16 protein-coding genes are annotated in these 15,782 nt (G+C 71.2%); 11 read left to right on the top strand and 5 right to left on the bottom strand.

The window, feature by feature from the left end:
• Positions 1 to 49 precede the first annotated feature (49 nt).
• The 6 genes from RBJ65_RS10780 to RBJ65_RS10755 all read left to right on the top strand — a co-directional run bounded on the left by RBJ65_RS10780 (position 50) and on the right by RBJ65_RS10755 (position 4,926).
• Complete coding sequence (locus tag RBJ65_RS10780; RefSeq protein ID WP_306318111.1) at positions 50 to 649, top strand: DUF5998 family protein; 600 nt, start codon at positions 50 to 52, stop codon at positions 647 to 649.
• Positions 646 to 1,833: an alkaline phosphatase family protein gene (locus RBJ65_RS10775; RefSeq protein ID WP_306318112.1), complete on the top strand. Its 1,188-nt coding sequence runs from the start codon at positions 646 to 648 to the stop codon at positions 1,831 to 1,833. The genes RBJ65_RS10780 and RBJ65_RS10775 overlap by 4 nt, the downstream gene beginning before the upstream one ends.
• A 71-nt stretch (positions 1,834 to 1,904) precedes the next feature.
• Positions 1,905 to 2,555 carry a thymidine kinase gene (locus RBJ65_RS10770; protein ID WP_306318113.1) on the top strand — a complete coding sequence of 217 codons (651 nt, stop codon included), beginning with the start codon at positions 1,905 to 1,907 and terminating at the stop codon, positions 2,553 to 2,555.
• Positions 2,556 to 3,014: 459 nt separating this feature from the next.
• Positions 3,015 to 3,233 carry a hypothetical protein gene (locus RBJ65_RS10765; protein WP_306318114.1) on the top strand — a complete coding sequence of 73 codons (219 nt, stop codon included), beginning with the start codon at positions 3,015 to 3,017 and terminating at the stop codon, positions 3,231 to 3,233.
• Positions 3,230 to 4,138, top strand: coding sequence for an RNA polymerase sigma factor (locus RBJ65_RS10760; RefSeq protein ID WP_306318115.1), 909 nt, complete (start codon positions 3,230 to 3,232; stop codon positions 4,136 to 4,138). Before RBJ65_RS10765 ends, RBJ65_RS10760 begins: the two co-directional genes overlap by 4 nt.
• The gene (locus RBJ65_RS10755; protein ID WP_306318116.1) at positions 4,135 to 4,926 is read left to right on the top strand and encodes a hypothetical protein; all 792 of its coding nucleotides are present in this window, start codon (positions 4,135 to 4,137) and stop codon (positions 4,924 to 4,926) included. The genes RBJ65_RS10760 and RBJ65_RS10755 overlap by 4 nt, the downstream gene beginning before the upstream one ends.
• Before the next feature lie 31 nt (positions 4,927 to 4,957).
• Here RBJ65_RS10755 and RBJ65_RS10750 read toward each other — a convergent pair whose 3' ends face one another.
• A complete protein-coding gene (locus RBJ65_RS10750; protein WP_306318117.1) occupies positions 4,958 to 5,734 on the bottom strand; it encodes a VOC family protein in 777 nt (258 codons plus the stop codon).
• Positions 5,735 to 6,009: 275 nt separating this feature from the next.
• Here RBJ65_RS10750 and RBJ65_RS10745 point away from each other — a divergent pair, with 275 nt between their 5' ends.
• Positions 6,010 to 6,867, top strand: a complete 858-nt coding sequence (locus RBJ65_RS10745; RefSeq protein WP_306318118.1) for a sulfurtransferase — start codon at positions 6,010 to 6,012, stop codon at positions 6,865 to 6,867.
• Positions 6,868 to 6,958: 91 nt separating this feature from the next.
• On the opposite strand, the gene sepH is transcribed toward RBJ65_RS10745, so the two are convergent.
• A complete protein-coding gene (sepH, locus tag RBJ65_RS10740; RefSeq protein WP_306318119.1) occupies positions 6,959 to 8,041 on the bottom strand; it encodes a septation protein SepH in 1,083 nt (360 codons plus the stop codon).
• A 519-nt stretch (positions 8,042 to 8,560) separates the two neighbouring features.
• Here sepH and RBJ65_RS10735 point away from each other — a divergent pair.
• The gene (locus RBJ65_RS10735; RefSeq protein WP_306318120.1) at positions 8,561 to 9,826 is read left to right on the top strand and encodes a hypothetical protein; all 1,266 of its coding nucleotides are present in this window, start codon (positions 8,561 to 8,563) and stop codon (positions 9,824 to 9,826) included.
• A gap of 27 nt (positions 9,827 to 9,853) precedes the next feature.
• On the opposite strand, the gene RBJ65_RS10730 is transcribed toward RBJ65_RS10735, so the two are convergent.
• Positions 9,854 to 11,182 (bottom strand): D-arabinono-1,4-lactone oxidase, encoded by a 1,329-nt coding sequence (locus RBJ65_RS10730; protein ID WP_306318121.1) that lies wholly within the window; start codon positions 11,180 to 11,182, stop codon positions 9,854 to 9,856.
• The gene (locus RBJ65_RS10725) at positions 11,133 to 12,386 is read right to left on the bottom strand and encodes an MFS transporter (protein ID WP_306318122.1); all 1,254 of its coding nucleotides are present in this window, start codon (positions 12,384 to 12,386) and stop codon (positions 11,133 to 11,135) included. The genes RBJ65_RS10730 and RBJ65_RS10725 overlap by 50 nt, the downstream gene beginning before the upstream one ends.
• 113 nt (positions 12,387 to 12,499) lie before the next feature.
• Here RBJ65_RS10725 and RBJ65_RS10720 point away from each other — a divergent pair, with 113 nt between their 5' ends.
• Both RBJ65_RS10720 and RBJ65_RS10715 read left to right on the top strand, forming a co-directional pair.
• A complete protein-coding gene (locus tag RBJ65_RS10720; protein WP_306318123.1) occupies positions 12,500 to 13,639 on the top strand; it encodes a ferrochelatase in 1,140 nt (379 codons plus the stop codon).
• Positions 13,640 to 13,724: 85 nt separating this feature from the next.
• Positions 13,725 to 14,501: an inositol monophosphatase family protein gene (locus tag RBJ65_RS10715; protein ID WP_306318329.1), complete on the top strand. Its 777-nt coding sequence runs from the start codon at positions 13,725 to 13,727 to the stop codon at positions 14,499 to 14,501.
• A 102-nt stretch (positions 14,502 to 14,603) separates the two neighbouring features.
• Here the strand turns inward: RBJ65_RS10715 and RBJ65_RS10710 are convergent, their stop codons facing one another.
• On the bottom strand, positions 14,604 to 14,786 hold the full coding sequence (locus tag RBJ65_RS10710; RefSeq protein WP_306318124.1) for a hypothetical protein: 183 nt from the start codon (positions 14,784 to 14,786) through the stop codon (positions 14,604 to 14,606).
• 340 nt (positions 14,787 to 15,126) lie between these two features.
• On the opposite strand from RBJ65_RS10710, the gene RBJ65_RS10705 reads away from it, so the two are divergent.
• Positions 15,127 to 15,780 carry a response regulator transcription factor gene (locus tag RBJ65_RS10705; protein WP_266714992.1) on the top strand — a complete coding sequence of 218 codons (654 nt, stop codon included), beginning with the start codon at positions 15,127 to 15,129 and terminating at the stop codon, positions 15,778 to 15,780.
• Positions 15,781 to 15,782 lie beyond the last annotated feature (2 nt).

The raw sequence follows: 15,782 nt of genomic DNA, 5'->3' as shown, positions 1-15,782 counted from the left end.
ACGGAGAGTTATCCACAGGCGCAACGACAGTCTCAATCAGGGCCTTAGGATGGACCCCATGGCCAAGACCAGTACGACGACCCAAGGGCTGCGAACCGCGATCGAGCGCAGCGGCTACTACCCGGCTCTCGTGGCCGAGGCGGTGGAGGCCGCGGTCGGCGGCGAGCCGATCTCGTCGTATCTGGTGCACCAGGAGACCACGTTCGACGCGAACGAGGTCCGCAGGCACGTCACGGTCCTGGTCCTGACCGACAGCCGCTTCATCGTCAGCCACACCGACGAGCAGGCCGCCGACAGCACGTCCCCGACGCCGTACGCGACGACGTCCACGGAGTCCGTGCAGATCGGCCGGATCTCCTCGGTCGTGCTCAGCCGCGTCGTCGCCAACCCCGAGAAGTACGTCCCCGGGTCGCTGCCCCGCGAGGTCGTCCTCACCATCGGCTGGGGCGCCGTCTCCCGCATCGACCTGGAGCCCGCGACCTGCGGCGACCCCAACTGCGAGGCGGACCACGGCTACACGGGCAACACGACGGCCGACGACCTGAGCCTGCGCGTCAGCGAGGCCGGGGACGGCCCGGAGACCGTGCGCCAGGCCCTGACCTTCTCCCAGTCCCTCTCCGAGGCCATCGCGGACGCGGGCCGCCGATGACGCAGGCCGCCTGGGACGACGTAGAGCCGCTGCCCGTCCACACCGCTCCCGTCCCGGCGTACGGCACCGGATCCCTCGCCGATCTGCTGCCCACCCTCGGCACCCACCTGGGCGTGCCCGGCTGCACCGCCGGCATCCCGGAACTCAAGGCGGTCGACCGCGCCTGCGTGTTCCTCATCGACGGCCTGGGCTGGGAGCAGCTCAGGGCGCATCCGGACGAGGCCCCGTTCCTCAGCTCGCTCATACCGTCCTCGCGCGGCGGCACAGGACGCCCGATCACCGCGGGCTACCCGGCGACCACCGCGACCTCCCTCGCCTCCGTCGGCACGGGACTGCCGCCCGGCGCGCACGGACTGCCCGGCTACACGGTGCGCAACCCCGACACTGGCGAGCTGATGAACCAGCTCCGCTGGAACCCGTGGACGAAACCGCAGGTCTGGCAGCCGTACCCGACGATCTTCCAGCGCGCCCACGAGGCGGGTGTGCACACGGCGCAGGTGTCCGCGCCGCACTTCGAGACGACCCCCCTCACCAAGATCGCGCTCAGCGGCGGCACCTTCTACGGCCGCCTCTCCGGCGAGGACCGCATGGACCTGGCCGCCGAGCAACTGGCCGCGGGCGACCGCTCGTTGGTCTACACGTACTACAGCGAGGTCGACGGCAAGGGCCACCGCTTCGGCGTCGACTCCGACGCCTGGCGCGGACAGCTCATGTACGTCGACCGGCTCGCGCAGCGCCTCGCCGAGCAACTGCCGCCGCGCAGCGCCCTGTACGTCACCGCCGACCACGGCATGATCGACATCCCCTTCGACGAGCAGTCCCGCATCGACTTCGACGAGGACTGGGAACTGGGCGCGGGCGTCGCCCTGCTGGGCGGCGAGGGCCGCGCGCGCCATGTGTACGCGGTGCCGGGCGCGGCGGGCGACGTGCTCGCGGTCTGGCGCGAGGTGCTCGGCGAGCAGTTCTGGATCGCTTCGCGCGACGAGGCGATCGCGGCCGGCTGGTTCGGTCCACAGGTTGATCAACGGGTGTACGACCGGCTCGGCGACGTCATCGCCGCGGCCCGCGACGACGTCCTCATCACCGCGTCGCGGACCGAGCCGAAGGAGTCCCTGATGGTCGGCAACCACGGCTCGATGACCCCGGTGGAGCAGCTCGTACCGCTGCTGGAAGTCCGCTCCTGACCCCGAAGCCCCGCCGCCCTGCCCTCCTTCCCCTCGCGTAATCACGTAACCCGAAAGGTGCTCAACTCCCCATGCCCGAGCTGGTGTTCTTCTCCGGAACGATGGACTGTGGGAAGTCGACCCTCGCTCTGCAGATCGAGCACAACCGCTCGGCGCGCGGCCTCCAGGGCCTCATCTTCACCCGCGACGACCGGGCGGGGGAGGGCAAGCTCTCCTCCCGCCTCGGCCTGGTCACGGACGCCGTGGAGGTCGCGGACGACCTGGATGTGTACGCGTACGTGGTCGAGCACCTGTCGACCGGCGGCAAGGTGGACTACGTGATCGCCGACGAGGCGCAGTTCCTCGCGCCCGGTCAGATCGACCAGCTCGCCCGCGTCGTCGACGAGCTGGAACTCGACGTCTTCGCCTTCGGCATCACGACCGACTTCCGCTCCAAGCTCTTCCCCGGCTCGCAGCGCCTCGTCGAACTCGCCGACCGCGTCGAGGTGTTGCAGGTCGAGGCGCTGTGCTGGTGCGGCGCCCGCGCCACCCACAACGCCCGCACCGTCAACGGCGCGATGGTCGTCGAGGGCGCCCAGGTCGTCGTCGGCGACGTGACCGGCACGGCGGACGAGGTCGGCTACGAGGTGCTGTGCCGACGGCATCACCGCAGGCGGATGACGAGCACCTCGGCCCACGCGGCGGCCCTGTCTCCGGACGTACTGCCGGTGACCTCGGCCTGAGACCGACGCCCCCGGCGTCCGGCCGGGCTCGGTGGCGCGGCGGTTCGGTTCCGTGCCGACTCGGGGCCGCTCTCGCCCGGTACCCGAGGGCAGCCGGGCGAGAGCGGTGTGCCCGCTCCCAAACTGCTCGGCACAGGAGCAAGCCCTTCCGGATGGAAGGCCGACGCCGATGGCGTCCGCTTCCATTTGACGGGTGCGGCACGGCCAAGTGCAAGAAAAACCCGGAACCTTCACCCGGCGGTGCCGCGGCGTGCCCGTAATCGGACGGGTCCGCCCGCCCTGTGAGCGTCGAGTGACTCCCATTGTTCCGTGAATTCATGACTGAGTGGCGTGCAACTCCCCGCCCTAGCAAGCTGGTTGACCTCTCCGGAGGGCGGCCGGCACCCGACTCCCGGGGACTCCCCGCGGCTTCCGGATGGGCCGCGGGGCCTCATCGCAGGCCGACCCGATGGAGTCGATATGGAACGTAAACAGTTAGGGCTGATCGCGGCCACGGCGGCCGTGCTGACCTGGAGCATCGTCCTGGTCGCGCTGGGGCAGCAGGCGGCTGTCGCCACGCTCGCGCCGGTGCTCGGGCTGACCATTCAACAGATCGTGCAGGCATCCCGTGGCGACCGCGCCAGGGGCCGGGCCGACGCCGGGGTGGCGCTCCAGGACAAGGAGGGCCACGCCCCGTGACGAGCCCCATGACTCCGACCCCGCCGATCCCGCCCGGAAGACCGGGCGGCACCCGCCCCGGACGCAAGCTCGGGCCGATCGCGGACAGTGTCGGCGGCGCACACCGGGCGTGGCTGGAACCGGTCCGCGAGGCCCATCTCGCCAGCGGCCGGACCCTGGGCGACCTCAGCGTGAGCGTCCGGCTCGCCAAGTCCAAGCTCTCCGAACTGCTGCGGGGCACCGGTCTTTACCCCCGCTGGGAGATAGTTCTGAGCCTGGCCGCCGAATTCGGGCTCCCCGACTGCCCGTTGTACCGGCTGTGGCGCCGGGCGGCGCTGGACGCGCACAAGAGCCGCGACTGGGTCGAGCGGTCCGGCGAAAAGGCGTCGCTGACCACCTCGCACACCGCCCCGCCGATGGATCACCTCGCCTTCCGTCAGCTCGTCGAGGAGCACTACCTGCGATACGCCCAGTGCTTCCTCGACGATCAGATCTGCGAATCCACCGTCGCGGACTGCTTCGACGTCCTGTGGCTGTGCTGGAACGACGCCCTCGCCAGCCCCGACACCAGGCGCTTTTGCTGGCAGGTGGTACGAGCCACCGTCATGTCCCGCACTCCCCACCTCAACGGCCGGCCCGAACTGGCCGTGGCGGCCTTCGACACGGTCGCGCTGTGGGAAGCGGGCACCCAGGAAGCCGGCGAGTGCCAGTTCGACGAGAGCGTGCGGCTGTTCAGGACGATCAGCCGGCTGCCCGCCCAGCAGCAGGACGTCGTCGTCCTGCGCCATCTGTGCGGTCTGTCGCCCCGGCAGACCTCCGCGCTCCTGGGCGTCTCGCCGGCCGCGGTGCGGTCGGACGAGCGCCACGCCCGCAGATTCCTGGAGATCCACTGCCCGCCGACCATCGAAGGGAACCCCTCGGTATGAGCTACATCGACGACCTGCTCTCCAGGGCTCTACTCGTCCGGGTCCGGACCGTGCCCCGTGACGTGGTTCCGCCCCGCCAGAGCAACTCCCGGCCCGCCCCGCAGGAAGGGAAGGCGGAAGCGGCCGTCTCGGCCGCCGAGGACCTGCGTGCCCTCTGCGAGACGTTCGTGACGCATACGCCGGCCTCCGCCGTCGCCGACTTCGTCACCGAGCAGGTGCCGCAACCGCGCAGCGCCCTGGTGCTGGCCTGCGTGCTCCAGTTGACCGATACCAACGACGGGGCCCGCTCCTGGTGGGAGTACGCCGCCGGTGCCGGGATGCCCGCCGCTGCCTACTGCCTCTACCTCCACCACCTCGCGCTCGGTGAACGGGACACCGCCGCCTGGTGGCACACCCAGTCCGAGGACGTCCGGCCCGCGCCACGGCAGGACTGTCAGTCCTCCACGGGCACGCTCCTGCGTGTGCTGCGGCAGCTCACGCGCTCGACCCACCGACCGCGCTCCGCGGTCGTGCGTGATCTCATGAACTACATCCCCACGGCCGTCGCGTCGGGATACCTGCGGGAGCCGGACGTCGATCTGCCCATGCCAGGACCGCAGTTCGCCGCACGGGTCAACACCCTGGTCGACTGCGCGGCCCGGCGGCCCGTGAAGCCGGGCCCGAACGATCTCCCCGCCCGTCCTCGCGCGGAGGACTCCCCGCAGGGCCACGGCAACAGCCCGCGATCGGAGAGCGGTTCCTCGGAGCAGCCGTCGTATCCCCCCTGCGGAGAACCCGCGAACAGATGAGGAGAGGTGACGCGCCCCTCGAAGGCCTCGCCTACGCAGCCCGCGACGTCACCACGGAGAACTCCGCCCCCTCCAAGTCGGCCACCGTCGCCACCCGTCCATGCGCACCCTCACGCGCGGGGGACACCACATGCCCGCCCAGGTCGGCCACCCGCTCCACGGCCTCGTCCACGTCCGCGACCTCGAAGTACGTCATCCAGTGCGGCCCCTGGTCGCGCGGCAGGGCGTGCCCTACGCCGTGTACGGAGGCCACCGGGTGGCCCGCCAGGTGGAGGGTCACGAAGTCGAAGTCGGCGGAGACGACGGCCTCTTCGGCGTACCCGAAGACCGCCTGGTAGAACTTCGCGACGCTCGCGGTCTCCCGCGTCACCAGCTCGTTCCACGCCATCGCGCCCGGCACCCCGGTCACCGCCGTACCCCGGTGCCCGGCGGCCTGCCACAGGCCGAACACCGCGCCCGCCGGGTCGGAGCCGATCGCCATCCGGCCGGCTTCCCCGGCGTCCAGCGGACCCACGCCCACCGTGCCTCCGCAGTGCCGCACCGTCTCGGCCGTGGCGTCCACGTCGTCCGAGGCCAGATAGGGGGTCCAGGCGACCGGCAGCCGGCGGTCGGGCGGCAGCTGGCCGATCCCGGCGACCTCCTTGCCGTCGAGGAGAGCCCGCACATACGGGCCGAGCTGCTGTGGCCCTGGCCTGAACTCCCAGCCGAACAGCGCCCCGTAGAACTCCTGGGTCGCCGCCATGCCGTGCACCATCAGGCTCACCCAGCAAGGTGTGCCCGGTGCACGCCGGGCTGCTGCCTCGGTCATCGTCACTCTCTCCTCGGAAACGGAACCCCCGGGGCCCTCGGCTCGGGATCCCATGTGTCGCTGACGCCCGTGCTGATGGTGGCACTCGGTGCCGCGCTGCGCTCCTCGGCCGCGCCGAAACCACCGGACTCCCCGCTGAGGATGCCCGGAACGGTGTTTCGCATACGTTGCGGCGCCGTGCCCCGGACCTGTCCGGTCACGCGACGCTCGGTAGTCGATCGAGCACGCTATACGACCATGGGCGCGCGGGCCAGAGCATGAGCAAGGATGGGCCCATGAATGCCATCATCTCCGCATCCGAACTTGCGAGCGAGTTGGCGGGGGAGCGTCCTCCCGTACTGCTCGACGTCCGCTGGCAGCTCAGCGCCGCCAAGGCCGCGGGAGTACCCGCCTTCGACGGCCGGGCCGAATACGCGGCGGGCCACCTGCCGGGCGCGGTCTACATCGACCTGGACACGGAACTCGCCGGTCACGCGGGACCGGGCGACGGCCGCCACCCCCTGCCCGAGCCGTCGGAATTCGGCGCGGCCATGCGGGCGGCCGGCGTCTCGGCGGACCGTGACGTCATTGTGTACGACGGCGGGCAGGGCTGGGCCGCCGCGCGCGCCTGGTGGCTGCTGCGCTGGACGGGTCACCCGTCCGTGCGGGTCCTCGACGGCGGGCTCGCCGCGTGGGACGGCCCCCTGGAGACCACGGTTCCGGCACCGGAGCCGGGCACCTTCGAACCTGCACCCGGTGCCACCGGCCTGCTGGACGCGGACGCCGCCGCGGCCCTGGCCCGCTCCGGGCTCCTCCTGGACGCCCGCGCGGCCGAGCGCTACCGGGGCGACGTGGAGCCCATCGACCGGGTCGGCGGCCACATCCCCGGCGCCGTGTCCGCCCCGACCACGGAGAACGTCGGCGCGGACGGCCGCTTCCGCCCGGCCGCCGAGCTCGCCGAGCGCTTCAAGTCCCTTGGCGCGAACGGCGATCCGGCCAAGCTGGGCGTCTACTGCGGCTCGGGCGTCTCCGCCGCGCACGAGATCCTGGCGCTCGCGGTGGCGGGCTACGAAGCGCAGCTCTACGTAGGGTCCTGGTCCCAGTGGTCCGCGGACGAGTCCCGCCCGGTGGCGACCGGCCCGGACCCGCAGTAGTCCTTCGTACGTAGGTACGCAGTGGGGCCCGCGCCGACTGAACTGCGCGGGCCCCATTCACGTACAAGAGAGGGCTACTCCTGCTTCAGGGCTACTCCTGCTTCTTGCGACGCGTACCGAAGACGATCTCGTCCCAACTCGGCACGGCGGCACGGCGACCGGGGCGCACCCCGTCGGCCTCCGCCTGGCGGTCGGTGGTGCCGGTCAGGCGGTCGCGGTGACCGGCCACGGCGCGCGGCATCAGGATGTCCGCGTACGCCGATCCGGCACCGGCCGACGCGGCGGGTGCCGGCGGCTCCTCCACCTCGGCGGCCGCGGGCGGCTCGGGCTCCTCCTCCGGCGGCTCGGGGGCCACCGCGGGGCGCTCGGGCACCGCGAGGTCGCCGCGGTAGCTGGGCACGGCCTCCAGGAGGCTGGTCAGCGAGTCGCGCTCCGGCGCCGCGGACGAGGCGATCGCCGGCAGGTCGCTCTCCTCGGGCTCCGGCTCCGGAGGCGGCGTCGGCCGCTCCAACTGCCGGTCCAGGGCGCGGTCCAGCGGACGGTCCCTGGGCAGCCGGGCGATGCGCGGCACGAACGGGAACGTGGGCTCGGGCGCGGCGATGTCGTCGGACTCGCCGATCAGCGAGCGCGCCTCGTCGTCCACGGCCTGGACCAGCCTGCGCGGCGGGTCGTACGTCCAGCTCGCAGAGTGCGGTTCGCTCGCGACCCGGTAGACGAGCAGGACCTCCCAGGTGCCGTCGTCGCGGCGCCAGGAGTCCCATTGGACGGTGTCCTTGTCGACGCCGCGCAGCAGGAGTCGCTCCTGCACCGCCTCGCCGAGCTGGGGGCCGGTGTTCTCGCCGGGACGGCGCACGGGGGTCTTCCTGGCGCGCTCGGCCATGAAGGCGCGCTCCGCGAGCACGGGGCCTTCGAAGCGGCGCACCCGGTCGACCGGGATGCCGGCGAACTGGGCGACCTCTTCCGCGGTCGCGCCTGCCCGTATACGCGCTTGGATGTCGCGCGGGCGGAGGTGGCTCTCCACCTCGATCTCGATCTGGCCGAGGCGCGGACGGTCGCCGCGCACGGCGGCCCGGAGGCGCTCGTCGATCGGCAGCGTGTACTCCGTGCTGTCCGCAGCCTTCAGCACCAGCCGTGTGCCGTCGTTAGAGACGGCCACGACACGCAGTTCGGGCATGGGGACCTCCCGGGTGGTGCCTGCCGACGTCACGTGCGTCGCTGCTTCCGCTAGTCGAGTGTGGCCTGCCCGGGTGCAGCCTGCCACAACCTTGCCTAATTGCCCGGCGTGTCGGGCATGGGCCCTGGAGCGCCGTTATGGCACGGTTACCTATTCGCAACGCTAAGTGACGGACTCCGTCACCCTGTGCAGCGAACCCCCTCCCCACGGTCCTGGCAGGACCCGAGCACCCTGGCGGGAGACCGGACCCAGGGCTCGCAACAGTACTCCATTCGGGCCACGCGCGTGGATCGGCGCGCCGCCGAAGTTCTCTCCGGGGGCGGGAGTTGGGGCCGCGGGCCCTTGATCTTCGCCTGGAATGTGTGGGCTTCGCGTGTCGTGCTTCACGAAATCTGCGGAACTGGAACTGATCCCTCCCGCGATACGTCCTTTCTCTTGCATCCCGAGGAGTTCGCTTACGCTTGAGAGCTTCGCGGGGGCGTGGGTGGTTATGTCGAGAAAGGCAGGCAAGGTCCGACTATGGGCAAGAAGCCGGAATCCTCCGGGGACATAGAGGAGAAGCCCAAGGAGAAGCGGCTGGACCTGAGCGTGCCGCAGGTCGCGGGCAGTGCGGTCGCCGCCGTCGTGGCCGCGAAGCTCGCCTCCGGCCTCGGCGTCTACGGGACGATCCTCGGTGCCGGCGTGGTCAGCGCCCTCGCCACCTGCGGAGGCACGCTCTTCCAGCACTTCTTCAGGCGCACCGGTGAGCAGATACGCGACGTCCGACCGAAGACGAAGGGGCGGCAGGTGCCGGTGACGGCGCAGGGCACGCCCGTGCCCCGTACGTTCCGCTCGGACTCCTCGATGGACGCCACGAGTTCCATGGTCACGGGCGACGAGCCGCCCGCGGCGCCGCCCGCGGTGACGGCCCTGCCCGCCGTGCCGGCGCTGCCGACCACCACGACCTGGGGGATGCCGAAGACCCCGCCCGCGGACGCCGACGAGACGACGGCGCTGCCGCAGGTCTCCGCGACCGAGGGCACGCAGCTCCTCGACACGGGCGCGGTGGCGGACCTGTGGCCCGACGAGGACACCGACAAGACGCGACTGCTCGGCGCCGCGGCCGCGAACGCCGCGGCCGACCCCGAGAAGACCCAGCTGATCAGGCCCGAGGCGGTCGACGAGGCCACGCGCGTGCTGCGCTCCTCGGACGTGGCAGAAGAAGTGGCCGCGGGCGAGGGCCTCGACGACGAGTTCACCGAGGGCACCGTGCACCGCTCGCGGATCAAGAGCTGGAAGCGGCCGCTGATCGCCGCGGCGCTCGTCTTCGGCGTCACCATGTGCGGCATCACGACGTACGAACTGGTGTCGGGCCACGCCTTCGGTGGCGGCGGCGGGACCACCATCGGCGACGCCTTCAAGGGCAAGAACCACTCGTCGTCCGACAACGACGACACCACGCCCACCGACACCACGCAGACGCCGTCCGGCGACAGCGACACCGGCTCGGACACCGGTACGCAGCAGAACGACGACACCGGCAGCACCGTGCCGAACCCGAGCGCCACGCCGACGACCGGCGACACCGGTGGCACGGGCACGGACTCCGGTTCGGACAGCGGGTCCTCCGACTCCGGTTCGGACTCGGGTTCCGACTCCGGCTCGGACAGCGGCTCGGACAGCGGTTCCGACTCGGGCTCGGACTCCGGCTCCGACAGCGGCTCGGACTCCGGTTCCGACGACGGCGGTACGAACCCGACCCCCGCGCCCACGCAGGGATCGGACACGCAGCAGCAGCCGCAGTGACCCGCCTCCCCTTCGGGGAGGCGTCGGTCAGTCGCCGAGGACCCGCCGCAAGTAGGCGTTGCCGAACACGCGGTCCGGGTCCAGGCGGTCGCGCAGCGCCGTGAACTCACCGAAGCGCGGGTACGCGCGCGCGAAGTACTCGGCGTCGCGCGTGTGCATCTTGCCCCAGTGCGGCCGGCCCTCATGGGCGGTGAAGATCTGCTCCGCCTCGGTGAAGTACCGGTGGTACGGCGTCCCCTTGTACATGTGCACGGCTACGTAGGCGGTGTCGCGGTCGGACGCCGTGGACAGCGCGATGTCGTCGGCCGGGGCGGTGCGGACCTCCACGGGGAAGCTGATCCGCAGCCTTGAGCGGTCAACCATGGACTTCACCTCGCGCAACGTGTCCACGAGGGCCGCGCGGGGAACCGCGTACTCCATCTCCACGAAGCGCACGCGGCGCGGCGATGTGAAGACCTTGTAGGGGATGTCGGTGTACGTCCGGGCCGACAGCGCCTTGCTGGAGATCTTGGCGATCGTCGGGATCGTGCCGGGCACGGCGCGGCCGATCGAATTGACCACCTGGAACAGGCCGTTGGAGAGCAGCTCGTCCTCGACGAAACCGCTGACCCTGGAGACCGGCGCCTCGGGGCCCGCGCTGCGGTTGTTGCGCTTGGTGTTGCAGCTGCCCGTGTGCGGGAACCAGTAGAACTCGAAGTGCTCGTTCTCGGCGTGCAGCGCGTCGAAGTCCGTGAGCACCCGGTCGAGGCTCATCGGCTCCTCGCGCGCGGCGAGCAGGAAGATCGGCTCCACGGCGAAGGTGATCGCCGTGACGATGCCGAGGGCGCCGAGGCCGATCCGGGCGGCGGCGAAGACCTCGGGATTCTCCTTCTCGGAGCAGGTGAGGAGTTCGCCGCTCGCGGTGACCAGCTCAAGTCCCGTGATCTGCGCGGCGATCGAGGCGGAGTCGCGGCCGGTGCCGTGGGTGCCGGTGCTGGTGGCGCCGGAGACCGTCTGCTCCATGATGTCGCCCATGTTCGTGAGCGACAGGCCCTCGCGGGCCAGGGCCATGTTGAGTCGCTTGAGCGGGGTACCGGCCTCTACCGTGACGGTCCCGTTCTCCCGGTCAATATTGCGGATTCCGGTCAACAGTTGAGGGCGTATCAATACCCCGTCGGTCGCGGCCGCCGCCGTGAACGAGTGGCCCGAGCCGACGGCCTTCACCTTCAGACCGTCCTGCGCGGCGCCCCGCACCGTCGCGGTCAGCTCCTCCACGGACGCCGGTGTCACCTCGCGCACGGGGCGTGAGGTGACGTTCCCCGCCCAGTTACGCCAGGCTTCGCTGCTCTTCCGGCCGCCCGTCAGTGCCGTGCCCATCCGTGCTTCCTCCCCGCTGCGTGACCGGCCGCTTCAGCCGGCGGTAGCCCAGGAGCCCGACGAGGACCGCGACGGCGCCGGAGACTCCCGGCACCGCGTACCCGACGTCCGCCCCGGCCGCGTCGATCACCCAGCCGGCCACGGAGGAGCCGAGCGCGACGCCGACCGAGAGTCCGGTGCTCACCCAGGTCATGCCCTCGGTCAGCTTCGCGCGAGGTACGTGCTGCTCGACGAGGGCCATCGTCGTGATCATCGTCGGTGCGACGGACAGGCCCGCGACGAAGAGCGCCACGGCCAGGAGTGGCAGGTTCCCGACCAGTTGGAGGGGGATCATACTCACGGCCATCGTGACGACACCCACCAGCCACCTGGGAGCGGGTGCGCCCTTGAAGTGCAACAGGCCGAACAGGGCGCCCGCGAGACACGATCCCGCCGCGTACACGGCGAGCACGACGCTGGCCATCGACTTGTGCCCGAGCTCCTCCGCGTACGCCACCGTGACCACGTCGATCGATCCGAAGATCGCCCCTGTGGCGACGAAGGTGGCGACCAGAACCTGCAACCCGCGCGCGCGGAGCGCCGATCCGCGGCTGTGCTGCTCACGGGGGTGCGGCACCGGTTCCGTGGCCCGCTGCGAGGTCAGCCAGAAGACGCCGGCCGCGAGGAAACAGCCCGCGAGGAGGGGCCCCGCTTCCGGGAACCACACCGTGGACAGGCCGATCGAGATGATCGGCCCGAAGACGAAGCACACCTCGTCGAGCACGGACTCGAAGGAGTACGCGGTGTGCAACTGGCGCGGCACGTTCCGGTACAGGGCCGCCCACCGCGCCCGGATCATCGACCCCACGCTCGGCACCGAACCGATGAGCGCAGCGCACACGAAGAGCGTCCAGTCCGGCGCCGCGTACTTCGCGCACAACAGGAGCGCGGTCACGGCGGTGAGCGAGACCAGTGCGGCGGGCCGCAGCACCCGGCGCTGCCCGTGCCGGTCGACGAGCCGGGAGATCTGCGGCCCGATCAGCGCCGTGGACAGCGCCACGGTCGCGGACAGGGCGCCCGCGAGGCCGTAGCGCCCGGTCAGCTGGGAGACCATGGTGACGATGCCGATGCCCATCATGGACAGGGGCATCCGCCCGAGGAGCCCGGCCATGGAGAAGCTCTTGGTTCCGGGCAGGGCGAAGATGGCGCGGTAGGGGCTGGGCAACGGGACTCCGGTAACCGGTAAGGCGTGAAAGCGGTCGATACAGCTTACGTTCCCCGCGACCCGCGCACATGGCGGTTTCCCGCCTGTCAGTGGCGAGTGGCAGGATCGAACGCATGCCAGAAGCGCACGCTGCCAGCCCAGATGCCCGCCCCTACGACGCCCTGCTGCTGCTCTCGTTCGGAGGCCCGGAGGGCCCCGACGACGTCGTCCCGTTCCTGGAGAACGTGACGCGCGGCCGAGGCATCCCCAAGGAGCGGCTCAAGGAGGTCGGGCAGCACTACTTCCTGTTCGGCGGGGTCAGCCCCATCAACGACCAGAACAGGGCCCTGCTCGACGCCCTCCGCAAGGACTTCGCCGACCACGGCCTGGACCTGCCGGTCTATTGGGGCAACCGGAACTGGGCGCCGTACCTGACGGACACGCTGCGCGAAATGGTCACCGACGGGCGTCGCCGCGTCCTCGTCCTCGCCACCAGCGCGTACGCCTCGTACTCGGGCTGCCGCCAGTACCGCGAGAATCTCGCGGAGTCGCTCGCGGCCCTGGAGGCCGAGGGCCTGGAACCGCCGAAGATCGACAAGCTGAGGCACTACTTCAACCACCCCGGCTTCGTACGCTCCATGATCGACGGCGTTCTGAAGTCCCTCGCCGACCTCCCCGATGACGTCCGCGCCGGCGCCCACCTCGCCTTCACCACGCACTCCATTCCGACTGCGGCGGCCGACACCTCCGGGCGCACCGAGGAGCACGGCGACGGCGGCGCGTACGTGAAGCAGCACCTGGACGTGGCCCGGCTCATCGCCGACGCCGTGCGAGAGGAGACCGGCGTCGCCCACCCCTGGCAGCTCGTCTACCAGTCGCGCTCCGGCGCCCCGCACATCCCGTGGCTGGAGCCCGACATCTGCGACCACCTGGAGGAGCGCCACGCGGCGGGCGTCCCGGCCGTCGTCATGGTGCCCATCGGCTTCGTCTCCGACCACATGGAGGTCCTCTACGACCTCGACACCGAGGCCGAGGCGAAGGCGGCGGAACTCGGCCTTCCGGTGCGCCGCTCCGCCACCGTGGGCGCCGACCCGCGCTTCGCCGCCGCCGTACGGGAGTTGGTCCTGGAGCGGGCCGCGACCGAGAGCGGCAGGAACGTCACACCCTGCGCTCTTGGCGCCCTCGGCGCGAGCCACGACCTGTGCCCCGTGGGCTGCTGCCCCGCCCGCGCTTCCAAGCCGGCCGCCGCCGGCGCCGACAGCCCGTACGTATAAGGAAAGTCACGTGACCGACTCCCAGGCCGCCAAGGCCGCCAAGGCGACCCCCGCCGCCGACGACCTCACGGCCCTCAAGGCCGAACTGCTGGAGATAGCCCTGGAGGTGGCCGGCCGCGCCGGTGTCTTCCTGCGTGACGGCCGGCCCGCGGACCTCGGCGTCGCCGCCACGAAGACGAGCGCCGTCGACGTCGTCACCGAAATGGACATCGCCTCCGAGAAGCTGATCACGGACCACCTGGCCGAGCGCCGCCCCGACGACGGGGTGCTCGGCGAGGAGGGCGCGTCCAAGGAAGGCACCAGCGGCGTCCAGTGGGTGATCGACCCCATCGACGGGACCGTCAACTACCTCTACGGGCGCCCCGAATGGTGCGTCTCCATCGCGGCCCGCAAGGACGGCGAGACCCTCGTGGGCGTCGTCGCCGCCCCGATGCGCGCCGAGACCTACCGCGCCGTCCTCGGCGAGGGCGCCTTCGTGAACGACCGCCCCGCCCACGCGCGCGTGGCGCCGCCCATGGACCAGGCCCTCGTAGGCACCGGCTTCGGCTACTTGGAGGCGCGCCGCGCCCGCCAGGCCGAGGTGGTGGGGCAGCTCGTGCCGCGCGTGCGCGACATCCGGCGCGGTGGTTCGGCCGCCATCGACCTGTGCGACGTGGCGGTGGGCCGCATGGACGCCTACTACGAACGCGGCCTGAATCCCTGGGACTTCGCGGCCGGTGACCTCATCGCGCGCGAGGCGGGCGCGCTCACCGGCGGCCGCCCCGGAGAGCCCCTCTCGCCCGAACTGACGATCGCGGCGCCTCCCGGAGTCTTCGAGCCGCTCCAGAACTGGCTGGAAGAACTCGGCGCCTGGCACGACTGAGCGTTCCGGCACCCGTCGCCACAGCACACGGAAGGGCCCCGGCGCCTGCCTGGATCGACCAGGCGCCGGGGCCCTTCCGTGTGCTGTGCGGTCTGTGTGCGATCAGACGCTGGAGACGCTCGAGGCGTGAACCTCCACGCCGTGCTCGGCGGCGAGGCGGCGGAGGTCTTCCAGCTCGCCCTGCTCGACCTCGGCAAGGAAGTCGTCGCCGGTCTCGCGCGCCCGCGTCAGGTCGGACTCGGCCGCCCTAATGCGCTGCAGCAGTCCTGCGGTGAATGCGTCCATGGTTGCGCCCCCTCGTCCTGGGTCGTGGGTCGATGGCACGGGGGTGTGCCCTAGGAAGGGTCGATCACGTCCCGAGTGGCCTCTGACGGATGTGCGGGTCTCGACAGCGGCTCGTGGCATGCCACATACAAAGCGTGATCGCGGGTGTACAGCCGTCCTCCCCAAGGTCCCTTCCGCAGAAACCTCAACCCACGCAGAAAATCCCGCATTCCCCGGACGCCCGGCCGTCTTACAGCCGGTTTATGGCCGAAAGGGGCAGGATGGGGAGCACACCCCAAGACCGGACCCGCCCGTGCGCCCGAGAAACGCGCCGGCGGGTGACCAGAGGAAGGAAAGCGACGTGCGCGTACTCGTCGTCGAGGACGAGCAACTGCTCGCCGATGCGGTGGCCACCGGACTCCGCCGGGAGGCCATGGCCGTCGACGTCGTGTACGACGGTGCGGCCGCCCTGGAGCGCATCGGCGTCAACGACTACGACGTGGTCGTTCTCGACCGCGACCTCCCGCTCGTGCACGGCGACGACGTCGCCCGCAAGCTCGTCGAGCTGGGCATGCCCACCCGCATCCTGATGCTGACCGCCTCCGGCGACGTCAGCGACCGCGTGGAGGGCCTGGAGATCGGGGCCGACGACTACCTCCCCAAGCCCTTCGCGTTCAGCGAGCTGACGGCCCGCGTACGGGCTCTGGGGCGGCGTACCAGCATGCCGCTGCCGCCCGTACTGGAGCGCGCCGGGATCAAGCTCGACCCGAACCGCCGTGAGGTGTTCCGGGACGGCAAGGAGATCCAGCTCGCCCCCAAGGAGTTCGCCGTCCTCGAGGTGCTGCTGCGCAGCGAGGGCGCCGTCGTCTCGGCCGAGCAGCTCCTGGAGAAGGCCTGGGACGAGAACACGGACCCGTTCACGAACGTCGTGCGGGTCACCGTGATGACCCTGCGCCGCAAGCTGGGCGAGCCCGCCGTCATCGTCACCGTGCCCGGCTCGGGCTACCGGATCTGATC

It is taken from the genome of Streptomyces sp. KL109B (assembly GCF_030766935.1).
Lineage (GTDB): Bacteria > Actinomycetota > Actinomycetes > Streptomycetales > Streptomycetaceae > Streptomyces.
The sequence above is the reverse complement of the archived record's forward strand: the minus strand, read 5'-3'. Positions and strand labels throughout refer to the sequence as shown.